At 64.1% G+C, this 18,400-nt stretch carries 14 protein-coding genes; 11 read left to right on the top strand and 3 right to left on the bottom strand.

The features are described from left to right. Nucleotides 1-436 precede the first annotated feature (436 nt). Nucleotides 437-3,595, top strand: a complete 3,159-nt coding sequence (locus tag ACE3OA_RS01570) for an Rne/Rng family ribonuclease (RefSeq protein WP_374307100.1) — start codon at nucleotides 437-439, stop codon at nucleotides 3,593-3,595. Between the two features lie 92 nt (nucleotides 3,596-3,687). Here the strand turns inward: ACE3OA_RS01570 and ACE3OA_RS01565 are convergent, their stop codons facing one another. Continuing rightward, complete coding sequence (locus ACE3OA_RS01565) at nucleotides 3,688-4,920, bottom strand: hypothetical protein (RefSeq protein WP_374307098.1); 1,233 nt, start codon at nucleotides 4,918-4,920, stop codon at nucleotides 3,688-3,690. Nucleotides 4,921-5,056: 136 nt separating this feature from the next. Further along, complete coding sequence (locus ACE3OA_RS01560; protein WP_374307096.1) at nucleotides 5,057-5,665, bottom strand: transglutaminase-like cysteine peptidase; 609 nt, start codon at nucleotides 5,663-5,665, stop codon at nucleotides 5,057-5,059. Between the two features lie 286 nt (nucleotides 5,666-5,951). Between ACE3OA_RS01560 and ACE3OA_RS01555 the strand changes: the two genes are divergently transcribed. Next, nucleotides 5,952-8,072 carry an HD domain-containing phosphohydrolase gene (locus ACE3OA_RS01555; RefSeq protein ID WP_374307093.1) on the top strand — a complete coding sequence of 707 codons (2,121 nt, stop codon included), beginning with the start codon at nucleotides 5,952-5,954 and terminating at the stop codon, nucleotides 8,070-8,072. A 60-nt stretch (nucleotides 8,073-8,132) separates the two neighbouring features. On the opposite strand, the gene ACE3OA_RS01550 is transcribed toward ACE3OA_RS01555, so the two are convergent. After that, nucleotides 8,133-9,764, bottom strand: a complete 1,632-nt coding sequence (locus tag ACE3OA_RS01550; protein WP_374307091.1) for an alpha/beta hydrolase — start codon at nucleotides 9,762-9,764, stop codon at nucleotides 8,133-8,135. Between the two features lie 148 nt (nucleotides 9,765-9,912). On the opposite strand from ACE3OA_RS01550, the gene ACE3OA_RS01545 reads away from it, so the two are divergent. The 9 genes from ACE3OA_RS01545 to ACE3OA_RS01505 are packed head-to-tail and all read left to right on the top strand — an operon-like array spanning nucleotide 9,913 to nucleotide 18,391. After that, complete coding sequence (locus ACE3OA_RS01545; protein ID WP_374307089.1) at nucleotides 9,913-12,543, top strand: YdbH domain-containing protein; 2,631 nt, start codon at nucleotides 9,913-9,915, stop codon at nucleotides 12,541-12,543. Between the two features lie 56 nt (nucleotides 12,544-12,599). Beyond that, nucleotides 12,600-12,812: a YnbE family lipoprotein gene (locus ACE3OA_RS01540; RefSeq protein ID WP_374307086.1), complete on the top strand. Its 213-nt coding sequence runs from the start codon at nucleotides 12,600-12,602 to the stop codon at nucleotides 12,810-12,812. A 17-nt stretch (nucleotides 12,813-12,829) separates the two neighbouring features. Continuing rightward, a complete protein-coding gene (locus ACE3OA_RS01535) occupies nucleotides 12,830-13,180 on the top strand; it encodes a YdbL family protein (RefSeq protein WP_374307084.1) in 351 nt (116 codons plus the stop codon). A 38-nt stretch (nucleotides 13,181-13,218) separates the two neighbouring features. After that, on the top strand, nucleotides 13,219-14,160 hold the full coding sequence (locus ACE3OA_RS01530; protein ID WP_374307082.1) for an AAA family ATPase: 942 nt from the start codon (nucleotides 13,219-13,221) through the stop codon (nucleotides 14,158-14,160). Nucleotides 14,161-14,165: 5 nt separating this feature from the next. Further along, a complete protein-coding gene (locus ACE3OA_RS01525; RefSeq protein WP_374307080.1) occupies nucleotides 14,166-15,368 on the top strand; it encodes a VWA domain-containing protein in 1,203 nt (400 codons plus the stop codon). Continuing rightward, a complete protein-coding gene (locus ACE3OA_RS01520) occupies nucleotides 15,365-15,688 on the top strand; it encodes an XdhC family protein (protein ID WP_374307078.1) in 324 nt (107 codons plus the stop codon). Before ACE3OA_RS01525 ends, ACE3OA_RS01520 begins: the two co-directional genes overlap by 4 nt. Next, on the top strand, nucleotides 15,685-16,359 hold the full coding sequence (locus ACE3OA_RS01515) for an XdhC family protein (protein WP_374307076.1): 675 nt from the start codon (nucleotides 15,685-15,687) through the stop codon (nucleotides 16,357-16,359). The genes ACE3OA_RS01520 and ACE3OA_RS01515 overlap by 4 nt, the downstream gene beginning before the upstream one ends. Next, entirely contained in the window at nucleotides 16,356-17,984 is a 1,629-nt protein-coding gene (locus tag ACE3OA_RS01510) for an NTP transferase domain-containing protein (RefSeq protein ID WP_374307074.1), read from the top strand. The genes ACE3OA_RS01515 and ACE3OA_RS01510 overlap by 4 nt, the downstream gene beginning before the upstream one ends. Further along, nucleotides 17,981-18,391 carry an iron-sulfur cluster assembly scaffold protein gene (locus tag ACE3OA_RS01505; RefSeq protein ID WP_374307070.1) on the top strand — a complete coding sequence of 137 codons (411 nt, stop codon included), beginning with the start codon at nucleotides 17,981-17,983 and terminating at the stop codon, nucleotides 18,389-18,391. The genes ACE3OA_RS01510 and ACE3OA_RS01505 overlap by 4 nt, the downstream gene beginning before the upstream one ends. Nucleotides 18,392-18,400: the final 9 nt, after the last annotated feature.

Raw genomic sequence — 18,400 nt, 5'->3', positions numbered from 1 at the left:
AACAAGATATTGGATTTGCCTGAAAATTGAGCAAGGACGGTGACGGCGGTTGGGCGCTGAAGGCGTTCGCCCAGGAAGCGGGCAATTGCAGTTGTGTTGCCGGTCCCGGGTCAGTATGGTGACGTTCCGCGACCGTTCGTGTCGGTCCCAAACCGCTGTTGAAAAGCCGGGCTGGGGCAGAATCGACGGTTGGTCGTGAACTTGGGCCACCGACCATAAGCGCCTCGACTTGGATTGTTTCGAGGCTGGCTGGTACCCAGGCAGCGCTCGCGCAGAATAGGGTCGCTCCCGACCTGAGACGGACCGGAGCCGAGGCTTATTCTGTAGCCAAAACAACAGGTTGACATGACGCCACCCTGCCATTCACCAACCCTTCTCGCGCCGCCGATTGCTGCTGAAGCGATCGACGCTGGGCGCGTCACGGAGCTATGCATCTATGACCAAAATTATGCTGATCGACGCCACCCACCCGGAAGAAACCCGCGTTGCGGTGGTGGACGGCCGCAGGCTTGAAGAATTCGACGTCGAGGTCGCCAGCCGGCACCCTCTCAAAGGCAATATCTATCTCGCCAAGGTAACCAGGGTCGAACCCTCGTTGCAGGCTGCCTTCGTTGAATATGGCGGCAATCGCCACGGTTTCCTGGCCTTCAGCGAAATCCATCCGGATTATTACCGCATCCCGGTCGCCGACCGCGAAGCCCTGATGCGCGAGGATCTGGAGGAGGCCGAGGCCGAGGAACAGCGTCCGCGCCGCAACCGCGGCGAACGTGACCGCAATCGTCGTCGCGACCGCAACCAGACGAATACTGCCGGCGCTCCCCAAGAGCAGGAGCACGACCACGAGCATGGGCCGGAGCACGAGCTCGACCATGATCATGATCACGACCATGACCACGATCACGGTCCCGAGTTGATCGAGGTCGACGACCACCACCACGACGATGTGACCGAGATCCCGTCGGATCACCAAGTCACCTATCTGCGTGACGATGCCGCCGACGAAATGGTGGGCGGCCAGCCGGCTGCCGATGCCGAGCCCGTGCAGGTCATGCCGCTCTCTTCCGGCCATGACACACTGCGCAGCGAGCCTATAGGCTACGATTCCGGCGCGGATGAAGGCGACAGCAACGTCGTCGCCCTGCCCGACGCGGAACCGGCCGGCTTCTCCAGTTCTGCGGCCGGCGATGCCGAGATCGTCGCCTTCCCGACCGCTTCGGCCGACTCGCTCGATGCCGAACTGCCCGCGGCGCCCCATGGCGATATCGTCGAAGTGACCCAGCCGCCGGAAGTCATCGACACGGTCGGTGGCGAGGAAGCGAGCCAAGCAGATGATGCCGAAGACGAGGAGGATGACGACGATTCCGATCGCCGCCGCCGCCAGCGTCACCTGCGCCGCTACAAGATCCAGGAAGTCATCAAGCGCCGGCAGATTCTGCTCGTGCAGGTGACCAAGGAAGAGCGCGGCAACAAAGGTGCAGCGCTGACCACCTATCTGTCGCTGGCCGGACGCTATTGCGTGCTGATGCCCAACACCGACCGTGGCGGCGGCATCTCGCGCCGCATCACCTCGGTCGCCGACAGGAAACGCCTGAAGTCGATCGTCGACGAACTGGATCCGCCGGAAGGCATGGCGGTCATCGTCCGCACCGCCGGCATGGAACGCCAGCGCAGCGAGATCAAGCGCGACTTCGAATATCTGCTGCGCCTGTGGGACGAGATCCGCGAAAACACGCTGCGCTCTTCGGCCCCGTCGCTGATCTATGAAGAAGCCAGCCTCATCAAGCGCTCAATCCGCGATCTCTATACGCGCGATATCGGCGACATCGTCGTCGCCGGCGCCGAAGCCTACAAATCAGCCCGCTCCTTCATGCGCATGCTGGCCCCGGGCCATGCCAAGCGCGTGCAATTCTATCGCGATCCGTCGCTGCCCCTCTTCCAACGCTACCAGATCGAAAGCCAGATCGCGGCCATTCATCACCCGGTCGTCAATCTGCGCTCGGGCGGCTATATCGTCATCAACCAGACCGAAGCCCTGGTCGCCGTCGACGTGAACTCGGGCCGCTCCACCCGCGAGCGCAACATCGAAGAAACCGCGCTCCGCACCAATCTGGAAGCGGCGGAAGAAGTCGCCCGCCAGCTGCGCCTGCGCGATCTCGCAGGCCTGATCGTCATCGACTTCATCGACATGGACGAAGGGCGCAACAACGCCGCCGTCGAACGCCGCATGAAGGACGCTCTCCGCAACGACCGCGCCCGCATCCAGATCGGCCGCATCAGCTCGTTCGGCCTCCTCGAAATGTCGCGCCAGCGGCTGCACGCCAGCCTCCAGGAAGCCTCGACCGAGATCTGCCCGCATTGCCACGGCACGGGCCGCATGCGCTCGGTCGATTCGACGGCGCTTCATGTGTTGCGCATGGTCGAGGAAGAAATCACCCGCAATGCCAGCGCCGGCGTCACGGTTTTCGTGCCCTCCTCGGTGGCGCTCTATATCCTCAACCAGAAGCGCCATGCCCTGGCCCAGCTCGAGCTGCGCCGCGGCGTCCGCATTTACCTGAGCGCCGATGACGAGCTGACGCCGCCCGATTACCGGCTTGAGCGCATCAAGATCCTGGCACCGGGCGAGGAACTGCCACCGGCGCCGGAGCCGCAGGTCATCGAGATCGATTTCGACGAGGCCGAGGACGAGAATTACGTCGAGGAACTCGACGACGTCGACGCTGCTTCCGATACGGATGGCGAGGCTTCGGCCGAGGGCCATGGCGAGGATGCCCAGGCCGGCGACGAAAATGCCGAACGTGGCCAGGGGCGCGGCAAGCGCCGCCGCCGCCGCCGTGGTCGCGGCGGTCGTTTCCAGGCCGATGAATTCACCGAACAGGCCAGCAGCGGCTCGCCCGAGGGCGATGCCGAGGGCGAGGTTCAGGCCCGCCGCCAGCCGGAAGCCGACGAGACCTCAGGCGACGAAGGCGACGACACCGAGGATGGTGACGATCTAGGCGATGGCGAGGAAGCAGCCGATGGCGCCGAAGCCGCCGCCGGTGGTGCCGGTGAAAGCGAAGAACATCGCCGCCGTCGCCGTCGCGGCCGTCGTGGTGGCCGCCGCCGTTCGCGCCGCCCTCAGGAAGGTGGGCCGCAGGCCGGCTCAGAGGGCGAAGCCGGTGCCGTGACCGAGGGCGACGTTCCCGGTTTCGGCGATCAGCCGGATCTGCCGGGTGATGCCGACGCCTTGCCGCCGCTGTGGCGGGCAGAGGGCGAGCAGGTTGAGAATGCCGGGCCCACGGAATCCGATGGCGCCAAGAGCGATCGGCCGCGCCGAGCCCGCCGGCCGCGTCGCGACCGCGACGCGCCGCAGGAACCGATAGGCGATGTGGCGGAGACCGCCCCCATTGCCGCGCCCGCCGCGCCGATCGCTGCCGAACCGGCAGCACCGGCCGTTGCGAATAGCCCGGTCGAGATTGCTCCCGCCGGAATCGCCCTGGCCGAGCGTCCGGTCACGGTGATCGAAGTAAAAGACAGTGGCGAGGCCGTTGCTGCCACCGTCGAGGAAGATCCGAACCAGCCCAAGAAGCGCGGCTGGTGGCGCCGGCTGATCGAATAGTCGCCGCCGGACTCAGCCCCCGGACTCAGTCCATAGCAACAAGGCCCGATCGCAAAGATCGGGCCTTGTTTGTTTTGGGTCGACGAGAAGGCTTAACCGGCTTTGCCCTGCGCCATCGCGTCGAGCAGGCGCCCTTGATAAAGCGAAATGCCGAGCTTGCCGCCGATTTCCAACCCCTGTTCGGAATCGACCCGGCACAGGATGATGCGTTCGCGGCCGAAACGGTCGACGGCGGCCTGCATGCGCTCTTCCTGTGTCGTCGTGCAATCGTCGTAGAGCGCCGGCGTCCAGATCACCTTGATGAGGTCGACATTGAGTTGGTCGCGATCAAGTTGCGGCAGCAGTTGATACTTCACCTGGTCGAGAATGATCTTGTAGCCGCGCTCGCGCAGGAAATCGCGGGCGAAGGCGAAATCCTCCGGTTCGCTGAAGAAGTCGATCGCCGGCAACTCAATCGCCAGCGGCCCGCGTTCCTTGTTGTTGGTGGCGCGGTCGAAATCGAGGAACTCCTGCGTCAGCAGAGTGCCCAGCGACAGGTTGAGGCTCGCATTTTTCAGCATAGGCTGATAGTCCTGCCGCGGCATCAAAGCCAGCATGCGTGCATCCAGCACGCGCGCCAGATGCTGGAACAGCCATTTGTCGGCCGTGACGTTGTAGCCGGGCGCCACCGTCTGGGCGAGGAACGGCATCGAGAAGAACAGTTCGGTGAGAATCGGTGCCGGCTTGGCGCCGGGAATGATGGCAAAGACCTGCTGGCGGCGCAGCACATTCGCGAGATCGGCGCTGATGATGGCTTTTTCCAGCTTTTCCAGGATGGCCGGGCTGATCAGCTGACCGCGCCCTTCTTCCAGGATGCCGGTCTTCGCCGCCGCAGCTGCCTGGGCGTTCGACTTGCGCCGATCGTCCATGTGTTTCCGGGCCAGTTCGACGAAGCCTTCCCATTCCACCTCGATATCGTACCAGGTGGCAAAGGCCGGCGGCCGGCGCGACGGGCTGGGTGGTGCGGAGAAGAGCGGGTCGTCCTTGAACATCTGGCGGATGTGCCGGACATAGACGTCGATGTCATCTTCGCTCGCCCCCTTGGTGAGGGCAATGACATCATTGTTCCACAGCTGATAGATGCCGGCGTCGAAACGCTTCACCAGGGGTTCCAGCACCTGCTTGATGATGCGGATATGGTGCGGCCGCTGATTGTAAGGCCGCAATTGGGACAGATGTATCTGTACCGCGCGGCGACCGGTCCGATGGCGTTCCAACCGCTCGGCATAGTCGACGAGCAGTTCTTCATCCGTCGTGGTGCGCCCGTCCTTGGCCCGCTCGTTCATCCCCCAACCCCTAAGCTGATACCGGGTGTTCGCAGCCGCTGGCCCGAACCCCGTCGCGCTTCCCAACTTCCCCCGCCGTGACGCGCGCCAGCCACGGCATACTCATACTCTTATACGCCAGTTTTCCCCGCGCGCCCTAGCGGCGATGCAGCCACCAGCCCTTTTCATTGATCGAATAGACCGGCTGGTAGTGCTTGATGGTATTGGCCGGCACGACGGTCTTGATCTGGTTGTCGAGCAGCAGCGCATCCGAACCGTTATAGACGATGAGCACGGCGTGGCCGACGCCGAGGTTGAGATCCTGCAACGCCACCACGCGCATGTCCTCGATCGGTATCCCCAGGGCCTTCAGGGCCATGAATTTCGAGATCGCGTAATCCTCGCAATCGCCGTTCTTCTTGAGGAACTGGAAGGGTGTCGCCCAATAATCCTCCTTGCCCCAATTGCGCATGTCGATGATGTATTTCTTGGAATTGAGGAGCTTGTTGACCTCTTTGATCTGGGTAAGCCGATCCTTGCCCTTGAGGTCCTCGATCATGCCGGCCCAGCCCTTGACCGTGCAGGTATCGGACTCGCAAGGGGCGCCCCCCTTCCAGCGGCCAATCATGTCGAGCCATTTGGGAAATTTCTTAAGATTCTTCGACGGCAGTTCGATGGAGCCGAAGATCTTGGGATAAGTGCGCGCCTCGGCCGCCGGAAGGGCTTGGCTCAGGCAAATCGCCAATGACAGAACGGCCAAGGCCATCCGGCCCCCGGCGCGGATGGCGCGGCCAGAGCCATGACGTGGCCGGCGCCTTCGCGCTTGCCTGGACGATCCCCCTGGTCGCATCCTGTCACCTACTTTCAAGCGATCACGAATCTAACCACAGCGTGTGACCGGCAGATATCATTGGCAACGATTAATCACCCCAACATCCCAACCGCCGGGCCGCAACGGCTCGATTGGCGGCGCGGAAAAGCCGTGCTAATGTATCAAATTGAATATTTCTGCCAACCCATTGATTCAGCGATCATGAACGGGGAGATCTAACGTGGCCGAACCAGTTCCGGGGACGACCCCGACCACAATCATACAAGAAGAAACCGGGACGAAGTTCGACCTCAAGGTGATCTTTCCGGCCATTATCCTCCTGCTCATCGCCATCATCGGCGTGGTGGCGGTGAGCTATTTCGTCGACCAGGAGCGCGAGCGCGAAGAAACCCAGTGGCAATTGCGCATGGGCATCGTCGCCGACAGCCGCTTTACCGATGTCGACCGCTGGCTCAACCGGCAGCTCGACGAACTGACGGGCCTTGCCAAGAACGAGTCCCTGCAGATCTATACCGACCAGATCAACGAGCTTTCGGCCGACGCGACGCAGAGCGACCAGGTCGAGGCCCTGCGCGATTACCTGCGCAACCTTCTCACCGTCACGGCCGATCGTACCGGCTTCACCCTGCCCGCGCCCGCCAGCGGCGACGTGCCGGCCAATGTCGCCGAAGCCGGCCTTGCCGGCCTCATGATCATCGATGACAAGGGCGATGTCGTTGCCGCCTCGCCGGGTGCTCCGCCCTATAGCGGCGATCTGCGCAACTTCGTCTCGGCCCAGGCACAGGGCCAACGCGCCATCAGCGACATGACGCTGAATTCGCGCGGCAATCCCAGCATGGCGTTCGTCGTGCCGATCCTTGCCGCCCAGTCGGAAGGCGCCCAGGCAAGCCAGATCGGCATCATCCTCGGCGTCAAGGAAGTGGGCGCCGAACTTTTCCCGCTGCTGCGCCAGCCCGGCGAAACCAGCAGCACCGCCAAGACCACGCTGGTCCGCCTCAAGGATGGCAAGGTCACCTATCTGTCGCCCGACGCCAGCGGCAAGCCGATGACGGTCGAGCTTGGCGCCGACACGCCGGACCTCGACACCGCCTTCGCGGCGCAAAATCCCGGCGCCTTCGCGACCAACAAGCGCAACTCGGCCGGCGACCGCGTCCTGGTAACGGGCCGCGCCTTTACCCAGGCGCCCTGGGCCATCGCCTATGCGATCGACTATGACGAGGCGCTGGGTGCGGCCGAGGCGCGTTTCCGCAACCTCACCATCTATCTGCTGCTCGCCGTGGCTCTCGTCGGCGTCATCATCATCGCCGTGTGGCGCCACGGCTCGTCCCGCCGCGCCAGTCACGCCGCGCACCAGTTCCAAAAGATGGCGACCAAATTCGAGAGCCAGAAGAACCTGCTGCAATTGGTGACCGATAGCCAGCCGACGCAGATCTTCATCCTCGACGACAAGGACCGCTATCAGTTCGCCAACTCCCAGGCGTCGAAGGCTGCCGGCATTCCCACCACCGAGATGATCGGCAAGCCGATCACCAACGTGCTGGGGCCGCAGGCCGCCAAGCGTTATGTAACGCTGAGCCACGAGGCGCTTGAACTGCGCCACGAGGTGTCGGATGTCGCGCGCTCCGAAGACGGCGGCAAGGTCAAAGTGGTGCAGTCAGAGCATATTCCGCTCAAGGACCCGACGGGCACGCCCCGATCGGTCCTGACCGTGGAGCGCGACATCACCGACGTGGTGACCGAACGCGAACGCCGCGCCCGCACCCTCAACCAGCTGGTGAAGACGCTGGTCGATGTGGTCGACAAGCGCGACCCCTTCGCTGCCCAGCATTCCTCGCGCGTCGCCAAGGTGGCCCGCTCGGTCGCCAAGGAAATGGGCCTGACCGAGGTCGAGATCGAAACCGCCGACATCGCCGGCAACCTCCTCAATCTCGGCAAGATCCTCATTCCGCAGGAAGTGCTCTCCAAGACCGGCCAGTTGACCGAAGCCGAACGCGACATGATCCGCAACTCGATCCAGACCAGCGCCGACCTGCTGCAGGGCATCGAATTCGACGGTCCCGTCGTGCTCACCTTGCGCCAGGCACAGGAAAACTGGGACGGCAGCGGCCAGCCGGCGGGCCTGTCGGGTGACAACATCCTGGTCACCGCCCGGGTCATTGCCGTGGCCAATGCCCTCATCGGCATGATCAGCAACCGTGCCTTCCGGTCGGCCCTCTCGGTCGACGACGCCATTGAGAATCTGATGAAGGGTTCCGGCAAGGCGTTCGACCGCCGCGTCGTCGCCGCTCTGGTCAACTATCTCGACAATCACGGCGGTCGCGCCGAATTGGAGATGCAATAAGCCTTCTGTTAAACGGGCGTCATCCTTGCATAGGATGCTGGGATGACGCCCTTTCTTTGCCTATCGATCCGCGGGCAGCACGAAATCCGGCGGCGTCGAACGGCCGAGGCACTTGTCACGCGGCGGCGATTGCGGATCGTCGAGGAATTTGTCGGCGATGATATTGGCGCAAGCATCGTTGCCGAGCAGATCGTGGCCCAACCCATCGAACTCGACATAGAACGCGTTCACCAGATGTGAGGCCGCCATGCGGCCATAGGCCGGCGGCGTCACCGGGTCGTAGAGTCCCGACAGCACCAGGGTCGGCAGGTCGCTCACCACCGGTTCCGTGTCCGTCTGGCGCAAGGGTTGTACCGGCAAGGCCTTGCGCCAGCTGTCGCAGGTCGCCGCAAAACTTCCCGCCTCGCCGCCCACCGCGAGCCCCGCCAGCAGCGGATAACGCCGATAAGCCGCGATTGCCTTGGCCATGTCGTTGAACGGCACTTCCTCCTGGCAATGCACCGACATGAACATGGCATCGCCGAAATCCTCGCGGCCGACATAGTCGGCGACATAGCTGTCGATATCGCTTTCGATCGCCCGGCGATCGTCGCGGTCATAGATGTCGATGAGCTGCGGCACGGTTTCGATGTCGGCGCGGTTATAGAGCAGATTGAAAAGGCGCAGGAGCAGCAATTCGCCATCGACCAAAATGTCGATCTTTCCATCCGCCCCGGGCGCCGGGCGCGCCAGTTTCAAAGGATGCGCATCGAGCCGGTGCACCAGGGACGTGAGCCGCTGCTCCAGGTCGCCATAGGCCTCGCGGCATGTTTCCGCCCGCGCGCAGGCGGTGAAGATCATGCGAAAGGCGCGCTCCGTCGTGCGCGCATCGTCCTCGAGGAACTGTGCCTCGGGCGGCAGCACCGAATCCAACATCACGCTGCGGATTTCGGCCGGATATTGCCGCATGTATTCGAGGGCAAGCCGCGTCCCGTAGGAAAGGCCATAGACATTCCAGGCCGGCACTTTGAGTGCCGCATGGAGATCGTGGAGATCGGCTGCACCGTCGCGGCTGGTATAGGCGCCAGGGTTGAAGCCCGCCGCCAGCAGGCGCTTGCCGCAAGCGGCGGCCGCTTCCCGTTGCAGATCTGTCGCCACGACGTCATCCGTGGTGGCGAGCAGTTTCAGCGCTATCTCTTCGATCTCGGGGCAGTCGATGCGTGGTTCAACCAGGCCCGAGCCCCGCTGGTCGAACAGGATGAGGTCGCGCTTACGCACCCAATCGGTCGTGGCGACGAACTCCCACCACCAATCGATCCGGTCATTGTCGAGCCAGGCGCCGTCACCCGGGCCGCCGGCAAGGTAGATGACCGGATCGGGCCGGGTGCGACCCTCTATTTCGCTGGCGCGGATGATGACGACCGGCAGGGACAGGATCTTGCCGGGCCCGACGTTGAGGTCGAAGGGCCGCGTTTCCGGCACCGTCAGGCGATAGCAATCGACGGTCCGGTCTTTCGGAATATCGAACCAGCAGGTCTTCTTTTCCAAAGCGGGCGGTTCGGCCATGGCAACCGAGCTCCCCATGGCAATGGCGAGGAAGCCGAGAAGCAGACGGGGGAACCAGGGCATCAGGCGCATTGTTACCTTCAATTCGGCCACGGCAAGGAAGGCGGAGCCGCGGCACCCTTCGAACTGTGCTGACAGATTCTGCATCCGGCAAGCCTGATCCAGCCCTGCATTTGTGGCAAAGCCCGTTCGGCATGGCTAGACTGGCGTTTGAACCAAATTCACAAGACTTGCGGTAAGCGTCACGGAAGGGTCATTTCCGGACTGCTGACCGCAAGCGGGAAAAAATACAGGGATGGTGCCTTCCGACTCCCAGAGCGAGCTGCCGCCGCCTTCCGCGCCGGCAAGCGCCGCCCCGCCCATGCGCCGGCACCGCCGTTTCGCGCGCTTTTTTCTGCGCCTCGTCCTGGTGCTGGCGGCGGTGGCGGTCCTGGCCGTCTTCTTTCGGCTGGAACTGCTCAACCGCGCCGGTCCCTGGCTGCTGGCCCGCGAACTGGCTGTGCCGGTCGAGCTCGGCGTGGCGCGCTTCGACTGGCGCAGTTCCCATATCGACCGGCTGATACTGGGCAGCCAGCGCGATGTCGTCGTGGAAGACGTCAGCCTTTCATACGATCCCTGGAACAGCCGGCTGGAAGCGGTCGAGATCGGTCGTGTGGCGCTCCTTGCGAGATATGACATGACGGGCGGCCATGGCATCAGCCTGGGCGAGCTCGACCCCCTCATTGACCGGTTGCGGGCGATGGCAGGCGCGCCCAGCGATCCGGATGCGGCGGCGACGCCGATACCGGATGTGCTGGTGAAATCAATCGAGATCGGCCTCGCCTCGCCCGCCGGCTTCATAACCGGCAGCGGCCAGGCCAACCTCAACGCCCAGGCGATCATCGCGCAATTCACCCTGCGCGAGCAGCAGGATTACGCCCGGCTCGACATCAGCCTGGCGGCCCCCCTCGTCAAGGACGGCAAGCCGCCGACCGGCGATCTCACGCTGGTGATGGATGCGCATTCGGCTCTCTGGTCGCTGCTAGGTCTCGATCAGCCCACGTCAGGCAACATCAAGGTCGGCGCGCATCTGCGCATGCCGGAAAAGACAGCGACAACAGCTGAGATGCCCCTGGCACTCGCGGACTGGTCGATGGAGGCAGTCGACTTCGCCTATCCAGGCCTGGCGGCCCCTCTTTCGGGCACCTTCGCTGGCGAAGCCGCTTATGGGCAGGATTGGCTGAGCCTCGACAAGATTGCTGGCGACCTCAAAGGCGGTTTGGGCGCGGGCTTCACCGCGAAGCTTGCCGGCAATCTGCGCGCTTCTCCCCTCCTCGCCGCACAGCAGGTCGCCGGCAATCTCGACCTCAAGCTCGACGGCGGCGACTTGGCCATCGGCAGCGTGAAGGCCGCGCAGACGAAATTGTCCCTGCCGCTCACGGTCGCTGCAAAACATGACGGCAGCGGCGGCACGCTCGATCTCACACTGGCAAAGGCCGGCACGCTCAGTTTCCAGCGCCTGGATCTTGGCAACGGCGCCGTCAGCCTGCCCAAACCCACCAACCTTCCCTTGAAGGCGGATGGGGCCAGCGCGTTGCATCTGGCCTTCGGGGACCAGGCCGGAGCCAACGCCGATTTTACCCTCGCTTTGGGCAAAGCGACCCTCACGGTTGAACCGAAAGCGGCAGCTGAGCGACTGCTCATTGCCATGCCGGAAGCCAAAATCGCCGGCCGCTATGACGCGGCCACACCGCTCAGCTACACGCTCGACGTCAAGGGCGCGCAGGTGGCTGCTCCCTTGCGCGGCCTGACCCTGGGTCAGGTAGCGCTCAATCTGGTCTCCGACGCCAAGGGATTGCAGGCCAAACTCAGTACCGGCGCGCTTGCCGGTCTTGGCAAATTCACGCCTGTCCGCGGCGAGGCAAGCGCCACCCTGGTCGGCGACAAGGCCACCTTCAAGGCGCATCTCAACGGCGATGACCAGCCGATCGACATCACGTTCGCCGGCAAAGCCGATATCGCCAAACTGAGCGGTTCGGTCGATGTGCATCTGGCACCGCTCGATTTCGCCGTGGGCAAGCTGCAGCCCTATAATTTCTTCCCGCCCTTGCGCGACTATCTCGATGACATATCCGGCCGGGTCGAGCTGGAAGGGCCGGTCAAATTCAGCGGCGGCAATCTCACCTCAGACCTTAAATTCGGTGTCACCAATCTTTCCGGCAAGGTCGGCCCGGTACAGCTCACCAACGTCAATTCGGTGATCGAGATCGACCGCCCCTGGCCCTTCTCGACCAAGCCGGATCAGGTGGTGGCGGTGGAACTGGCCGATATCGGCTTGCCGCTGACCAATGCCCTGTTCCGCTTCAAGATCAGCGACGGCAAGGTTCTCGACCTCAAGGAATCGCGCCTCGACATGACGGGCGGCAAAGTGACCCTCGACCCGGCCGTCCTCAATTTCGATGCGCCGGCGCAGAATCTGATGCTGAAAGTGGACAGCATCTCGGTCGGGCAGCTTTTCGACACGCTGGGCATCGCCGGCCTGTCGGGCGAGGGCGCCATTTCCGGCAATGTGCCGGTCACGATTTTCCCTGGCGGCATCGCCATCCCCGAAGCCAAGCTCGCCGCGACCGCGCCAGGCGTGCTACGCTATGACCGCAATCAGGCGCCGCTTGCCCTGCAGAGCGCCGGTGAATCCGTCGCCATGGCCTTGGAAGCCTTGGCCGATTTCCATTACGAAAAGTTGATCCTGGATCTGACCCGGAACCTGACCGGGGATGTGAGCCTGGGCTTGCATATCAGCGGGCGCAATCCCAGCTTTTATGACGGCTATCCTGTGGAATTCAACCTCACGATCGAGGGACGGCTCGATCAGGCGTTGAAGGAGGGCTTGGCCGGATATCAGGTGCCAGATATGATCCAGCAGCAACTTGAGAAACTTTCGCCCTGACCCACGCAACAAACGACCCGGGCAACAAATAGCCCGGGCAACAAACAAAGGTTCGCATGATGACAGGCCGTCCCATTACCCTGCCTTTTCAGCTGGCAGCATACCTGCTGGCGCTCGGCCTGGTCGCCGCGTGCAACCCGACCGTCAAGGTCGAGGCGCCGGACAAGCCGATCGTGATCAACCTTAACGTCAAGATCGAGCAGGAGGTTCGCATCAAGGTCGACAAGGATGTCGACAATCTCGTCAGTTCGAACCCGAACCTCTTCTGATCAAGAAAGATACAGCGATGCGTCACCTCCTCCGTACCCTGATGGCCACCCTGCTGCTGGTCGGCAGCCTCGGCCTCGCCGCCCTGCCGGCCCGGGCCGATGCCTTCGACGATGCGCGCGCCGCCGGCCTGATCGGTGAACGCGCCGATGGCTATGCCGCCGTGGTTGATCCGTCCGCACCCGCCAACGTCAAGGCGCTGGTCAACGACATCAACACCAAGCGCCGTGCCGCCTATCAGAAGATCGCCGGCGAAAAAGGCGTGCCGGTCGAACAGATCGGCGCCATCACGGGTGAAAAGATCATCCGCGAGATCCTGCAGCCAGGCATGTACTACATGGATGCTTCCGGCAGCTGGAAACAGAAATAGCAGCGCCTGGCGCCGCAACCTGGAAGGGACGTCCAGAGATGAGCCAGCGCAGCCTGCCAGCCGATATCGACGCGACCCTCGCCTTGCTGGGCGAGGGTCGTTACGTTGCCGACCGATCGCTTGCCACGGCCATCTTCCTGTCATTGAAATTGAAGCGGCCGCTCTTCCTTGAGGGCGAGGCCGGCGTCGGCAAAACCGAGATCGCGAAGGTCTTGGCCGCCACGCTGGGGCGCGACCTGGTGCGCCTGCAATGTTACGAGGGTCTGGACGTCGCGGCAGCGGTCTATGAATGGAACTATGCCCGCCAGATGCTGGAGATCCGCCTCGCGGAAGCGGCGCATGAGGGCGACAAAGGCAAGATCGCGGCCGACATCTTTTCCGAACGCTTCCTGATCAAGCGGCCGCTGTTGCAGGCGCTGGAGCCCAATCCCAAAGGCCCGCCGGTCCTCCTCATCGACGAGCTTGATCGCACCGACGAGCCATTTGAAGCCTTCCTGCTGGAAATCCTCTCCGACTTCCAGGTGACGATCCCGGAGATCGGCGTGGTAAAGGCCGAGGAACCGCCGCTGGTCGTCATCACCTCCAACCGCACGCGCGAGATCCACGACGCCATCAAGCGGCGCTGCTTCTATTACTGGGTCGACTATCCCAACGCCGCGCGCGAGCTTGAGATCCTGCGCACCAAGGTGCCGGCGGCCGAGCGCGACCTTGCCGAGGAAGTGGTGGCCTTTGTGCAGCGCTTGCGCGGGCGCGAATTGTTCAAGCTGCCGGGTGTGGCCGAAACGATCGACTGGGCCGATGCGCTGCTGCAGCTCGACCAGACCTCGCTCGCTCCCGATGTGGTCGATAACAGCCTCGGCGCCCTGCTCAAATATCAGGACGACATTGCAAAAATCCGCGGCAGCGAGGCCGCCAAGATCCTCGACGAGATCAAGCTGGAAATCGCGGCCAGCCGCGTCCAAGCCGCCCGCCGGGCCTGAGCTTCATGTCGGCGGCAATGCGCGAAGGCAAGCTCTTCGAGAACATCATGCATTTCGCGCGCGTGCTGCGGGGGGCCGGGATTCCGATCGGACCTGGCCAGGTGCTTGAAGCTCTGGCCGCGGTCAAGGCGGCCGGCATCGGGAGCCGCGCGGATTTCTACTGGACGCTCCATGCCGTCTTCGTCAATCGGCGTGACCAGCGCGATCTTTTCGACCAGGCCTTCCACATTTTCTGGCGCAATCCGCAGCTCCTCAACAAGGTGCTGGGGCTGTTGCTGCCGCGCTTCAAGGACGACACCCCGCCGGACCAAGAGGATGCGATCGCGCCAAGGGTCGCCGATGCGCTCGCCGGCGACCGTCCGCAGCAGGTGCCGGAAGCGGCTGACCAGGAGGAGGTGACGCTCGACGCCAGCCTCACCTATTCCGAACGCGAGCTCCTGCAGGGCAAGGATTTCGAGCGCATGACCGCTGCTGAAATCATTGAAGCCAAGCGCCTCATCAAGAACTTCCGCCTGCCCATCATGGAGGTGCCGACAAGGCGCCACCGGCCCGATCCGAATGGCCGCCGGGTCGATCTGCGCGCCACCTTGCGGGCCAGCCTGCGCAGCGCCGGCACCATCCCGCTGAAGCTGAAATCCCCTAAGAAGCGGCATCCGCCGCTGGTGGTTCTGTGCGACATTTCCGGCTCGATGAGCCGCTATTCGCGCCTGTTCCTGCATTTCCTCCACGCCGTCACCAGCGACCGCGACCGGGTTCATACCTTCCTTTTCGGCACGCGCCTCACCAACATCACGCGCGATTTGAAGGCCCGCGATATCGACGTCTCGCTGGACCGGGTCTCGAAACATGTGCAGGACTGGTCCGGCGGTACCCGCATCGGCCCCTCGCTGGCCGAGTTCAACCGCAAATGGGGCCGCCGCGTGCTGGGGCAAGGGGCGCTGGTGCTGCTTATCACCGACGGGCTTGACCGCGACCAAATCGAGGTCTTGAGTGCCGAGATGGAACGGCTGCACAAATCCTGCCGGCGCCTCATCTGGCTCAATCCGCTGCTACGCTTCGAGGCCTATCAGCCGATCAGCCAGGGGCCGCGCGTGATGATCCGCCATGTTGACGATTTCCGCGCCATCCATAATCTGGCCTCCATGCATGATTTGACGCTAGCGCTGGCAGCGCCGGGCACCAATCGATTGGAAATGAGGGCCGCATGACGCATAGGGAAGAAGACCTGCTGCAGGTCGCCGCCGATTGGAAACGCGCCGGCCATCAAGTGGCCGTGGCCACTGTGACCGCGACCTGGGGTTCCTCGCCCCGCCAGGCCGGCAGCCAGATGGTGGTCGACGATCAGGGCCGCATGCTGGGCTCTGTCTCCGGCGGCTGTGTCGAAGGCGCCGTGGTGCGCGAGGCGATGGAGATCATGGAGGACGGCAAGCCCCGCCTGCTCGATTTCGGCATCACCAATGAGCAGGCTTGGGAAGTGGGCCTCGCCTGCGGCGGCAAGCTGCAGATCTTTGTCGAGCGCGTCGAATGAAACTGCAGCTGATCGATCAACTGGCGGACCTCGCCAATGCCCGCCGGCCGGCGGCCATGGTGACCGACCTTGCCAGCGGCGCGCAGCAGATCGTCAGCGCCAACATGGCTGAGGGCGCCATCGCCGACGCGATCGCCGCCGACAGAAGCGGCGAGGTTCTCATCGATGGACGGAAATGCTTCGTCCTGGTGCGCAATCCCAATCCGCGCATCATCATCGTCGGCGCCGTCCACATCACGCAGGGATTGGCGCCCATGGCGGTGTTGGCCGGCTATGACGTCGTCATCGTCGATCCGCGCGGCGCCTTTGCCACGGCCGAGCGCTTCCCGGGCGCCACCCTGTCGCAGGATTGGCCCGATGAGGCGCTGAGCGCGTTGCAGCCGGATACGCGCACCGCCGTGGTGACACTCACGCACGATCCCAAGCTCGATGACCCGGCCTTGGTCGTGGCCCTCAGGAGCCCGGCTTTCTATATCGGCGCGCTGGGCAGCAAGAAGACGCATGCCGCCCGCGTCGACCGCCTTCTCGGTCATGGCTTCACCGATGCCGAGATCGCCCGCATCCATGGCCCGGCCGGGCTCGACATCGGCGCCAAATCTCCGGCCGAGATCGCCCTTTCCGTCCTCGCGCAGCTCACCGCCGCGCGGCATCAGAAGCCCACCAGCCGATGATCTTCGCCGATCTGCCGCTCGCGCAATGCATGGGCGCGATCCTCGCCCACAGCCAGCGCGTGGGGCCCGAGATGTTCAAGAAGGGCCGCATGCTGAGTGCTGCCGACATCGCGGCATTGCAGGCGGCCGGTCTTGCCAGCGTCACCGTGGCCAAGCTCGATGCCGGCGATATCGGCGAGGATGAAGCGGCACGGCAATTGGCCGAGGCGCTGGTCGGCGGCGATCGCAATCTCCGCCTCGATCCCGCTTTCGCCGGGCGCGTCAACATCCATGCCGCGATTGCCGGTGTCCTGGCTCTCGATATCGCCGCCATCGGCGCGCTCAACGCCATCGACGAAGCCATCACCCTCGCCACCTTGCCGCCTTACGCCGCCATGGTCCCGGGGCAGATGGCCGCCACCCTCAAAATCATTCCCTATGCCGTGGCGGAAAGCATACTGGCGCGCGCCCTGACTGAAATCAGATCCGCGGCGCATCCGCTTCTGCGGTTCCATCCCTACCGCCCGCGGCGCGTGGCACTGATCCAGACCGAATTACCGGGGATCAAGGCCAGCGTCCTCGACAAAACCGAGCGCGTCACCGCTGAGCGCCTCGCCCTGATGGGCCAGGCGCAGCCCACCACCAACCGCTGCCCGCACGCGCCGGCTCCCTTGCAGGCGGAGATCAAGGCGGCTCTCGCCGGCGGCACCGAGATGATCCTGGTGATCGGCGCCTCCGCCATCAGCGACCGCCGCGACGTCATCCCCGCCGCCATTACCAGCCTCGGCGGCACCGTCAATCATTTCGGCATGCCGGTCGATCCGGGCAATCTGCTCCTGCTGGCGCATATCGGCACGGTCCCCATCCTCGGACTGCCCGGTTGCGCGCGTTCGGCCAAGCTCAATGGCTGCGACTGGGTCATGCAACGCCTGCTGGCCGACCTTCCCGTCACCGCCGGCGATATCCGCGCGCTGGGGATTGGCGGTCTGCTTGCCGAGGTACCCAGCCGCCCGCTGCCGCGCGAGGCGCGCCAGGCACCGGCCAAGCCAAGGATCGCCGCCATCATCCTCGCCGCCGGCCGCTCCAGCCGCATGGGGCGCAACAAATTGCTGCTCGACCTCGGCGGCAAGCCCATCGTCGCCCATGTGCTGGATAAGGTGGCCGGCATCGGCTTTGCCGAAACCGTTCTGGTAACGGGCCATCAGGCGGGCAAGGTGAAGGCGGCCCTGAGGTCGCGCGACAAGCTCAAGATCGTCGAGGCACGCGACCACGCCACCGGCATGGCAGCCTCGCTCAAAGCCGGGCTCAAGGCCCTGTCGCCGGATATCGACGCGGCCCTGGTCATTCTGGGCGACATGCCGCGGATCTCGGCCGACCTCCTGCTCCGCCTCATCGGCGCTTATCAGCCGCTGGAAGGCCGCGCCATCGTGCTGCCGGTTGCCGACGGCAAGCGCGGCAACCCAGTCCTCTTCGACCGGCGCTTCTTTCCCGACATGCTGCAGCTCGAAGGTGATGTAGGCGCCCGGCACATCATCGGCGGCAATGCCGAGCTGGTGGCCGAAGTCCCGGCGCCCGCGCAGGAAATCTTCGTCGATGTCGACACACCGGAAGCCTATCAGCAGCTTCTCGCCGGGAATGCCTCATGAGCACGGCGCTCTATCACGAAGCATTGGTCGCCAAGGCGCGCCAGGCGACCGGCAAGGGTCGCCTCGCCGGCGCGACGGCTAGTGCCCGGCTCGACAACCCGCTCTGCGGCGATCGCGTCACGCTGGATATCCGCCTGGAAGACGGCAAGATCATTGCTGTGGGGCATGAGGTGAAGGGGTGCCTGCTGTGCGAGGCGGCGGCCGCGACCATCGCCGAGCTGGCCCCCGGCAAGACCAGCGCTGAGGCACGCGCGCTTGCGGAAACAGTCAAGCGCATGATGAAGGAAGGGGTGGCGCCGACGGAAGCGGCGCTCGACATCTTCACGCCCGTGCAGACCGCCAAATCGCGCCGCGATTGCGTGCTGCTGCCCTTCGGCGCGCTGGAAAAGGCGCTGACAGGTCTCTGAGCTGCGGCG

Source organism: Dongia sp. (assembly GCF_041906375.1).
GTDB lineage: Bacteria > Pseudomonadota > Alphaproteobacteria > Dongiales > Dongiaceae > Dongia.
The sequence above is the reverse complement of the archived record's forward strand: the minus strand, read 5'-3'. Positions and strand labels throughout refer to the sequence as shown.

Coding starts and splice junctions, on each gene's coding strand:
- ACE3OA_RS01570 (WP_374307100.1), top strand. CDS start 437: ATGACCAAAATTATGCTGATCGACGCCACCCACCCGGAAGAAACCCGC.
- ACE3OA_RS01565 (WP_374307098.1), bottom strand. CDS start 4,920: ATGAACGAGCGGGCCAAGGACGGGCGCACCACGACGGATGAAGAACTG.
- ACE3OA_RS01560 (WP_374307096.1), bottom strand. CDS start 5,665: ATGGCCTTGGCCGTTCTGTCATTGGCGATTTGCCTGAGCCAAGCCCTT.
- ACE3OA_RS01550 (WP_374307091.1), bottom strand. CDS start 9,764: ATGCAGAATCTGTCAGCACAGTTCGAAGGGTGCCGCGGCTCCGCCTTC.
- ACE3OA_RS01545 (WP_374307089.1), top strand. CDS start 9,913: ATGGTGCCTTCCGACTCCCAGAGCGAGCTGCCGCCGCCTTCCGCGCCG.
- ACE3OA_RS01540 (WP_374307086.1), top strand. CDS start 12,600: ATGATGACAGGCCGTCCCATTACCCTGCCTTTTCAGCTGGCAGCATAC.
- ACE3OA_RS01535 (WP_374307084.1), top strand. CDS start 12,830: ATGCGTCACCTCCTCCGTACCCTGATGGCCACCCTGCTGCTGGTCGGC.
- ACE3OA_RS01530 (WP_374307082.1), top strand. CDS start 13,219: ATGAGCCAGCGCAGCCTGCCAGCCGATATCGACGCGACCCTCGCCTTG.
- ACE3OA_RS01525 (WP_374307080.1), top strand. CDS start 14,166: ATGTCGGCGGCAATGCGCGAAGGCAAGCTCTTCGAGAACATCATGCAT.
- ACE3OA_RS01520 (WP_374307078.1), top strand. CDS start 15,365: ATGACGCATAGGGAAGAAGACCTGCTGCAGGTCGCCGCCGATTGGAAA.
- ACE3OA_RS01515 (WP_374307076.1), top strand. CDS start 15,685: ATGAAACTGCAGCTGATCGATCAACTGGCGGACCTCGCCAATGCCCGC.
- ACE3OA_RS01510 (WP_374307074.1), top strand. CDS start 16,356: ATGATCTTCGCCGATCTGCCGCTCGCGCAATGCATGGGCGCGATCCTC.
- ACE3OA_RS01505 (WP_374307070.1), top strand. CDS start 17,981: ATGAGCACGGCGCTCTATCACGAAGCATTGGTCGCCAAGGCGCGCCAG.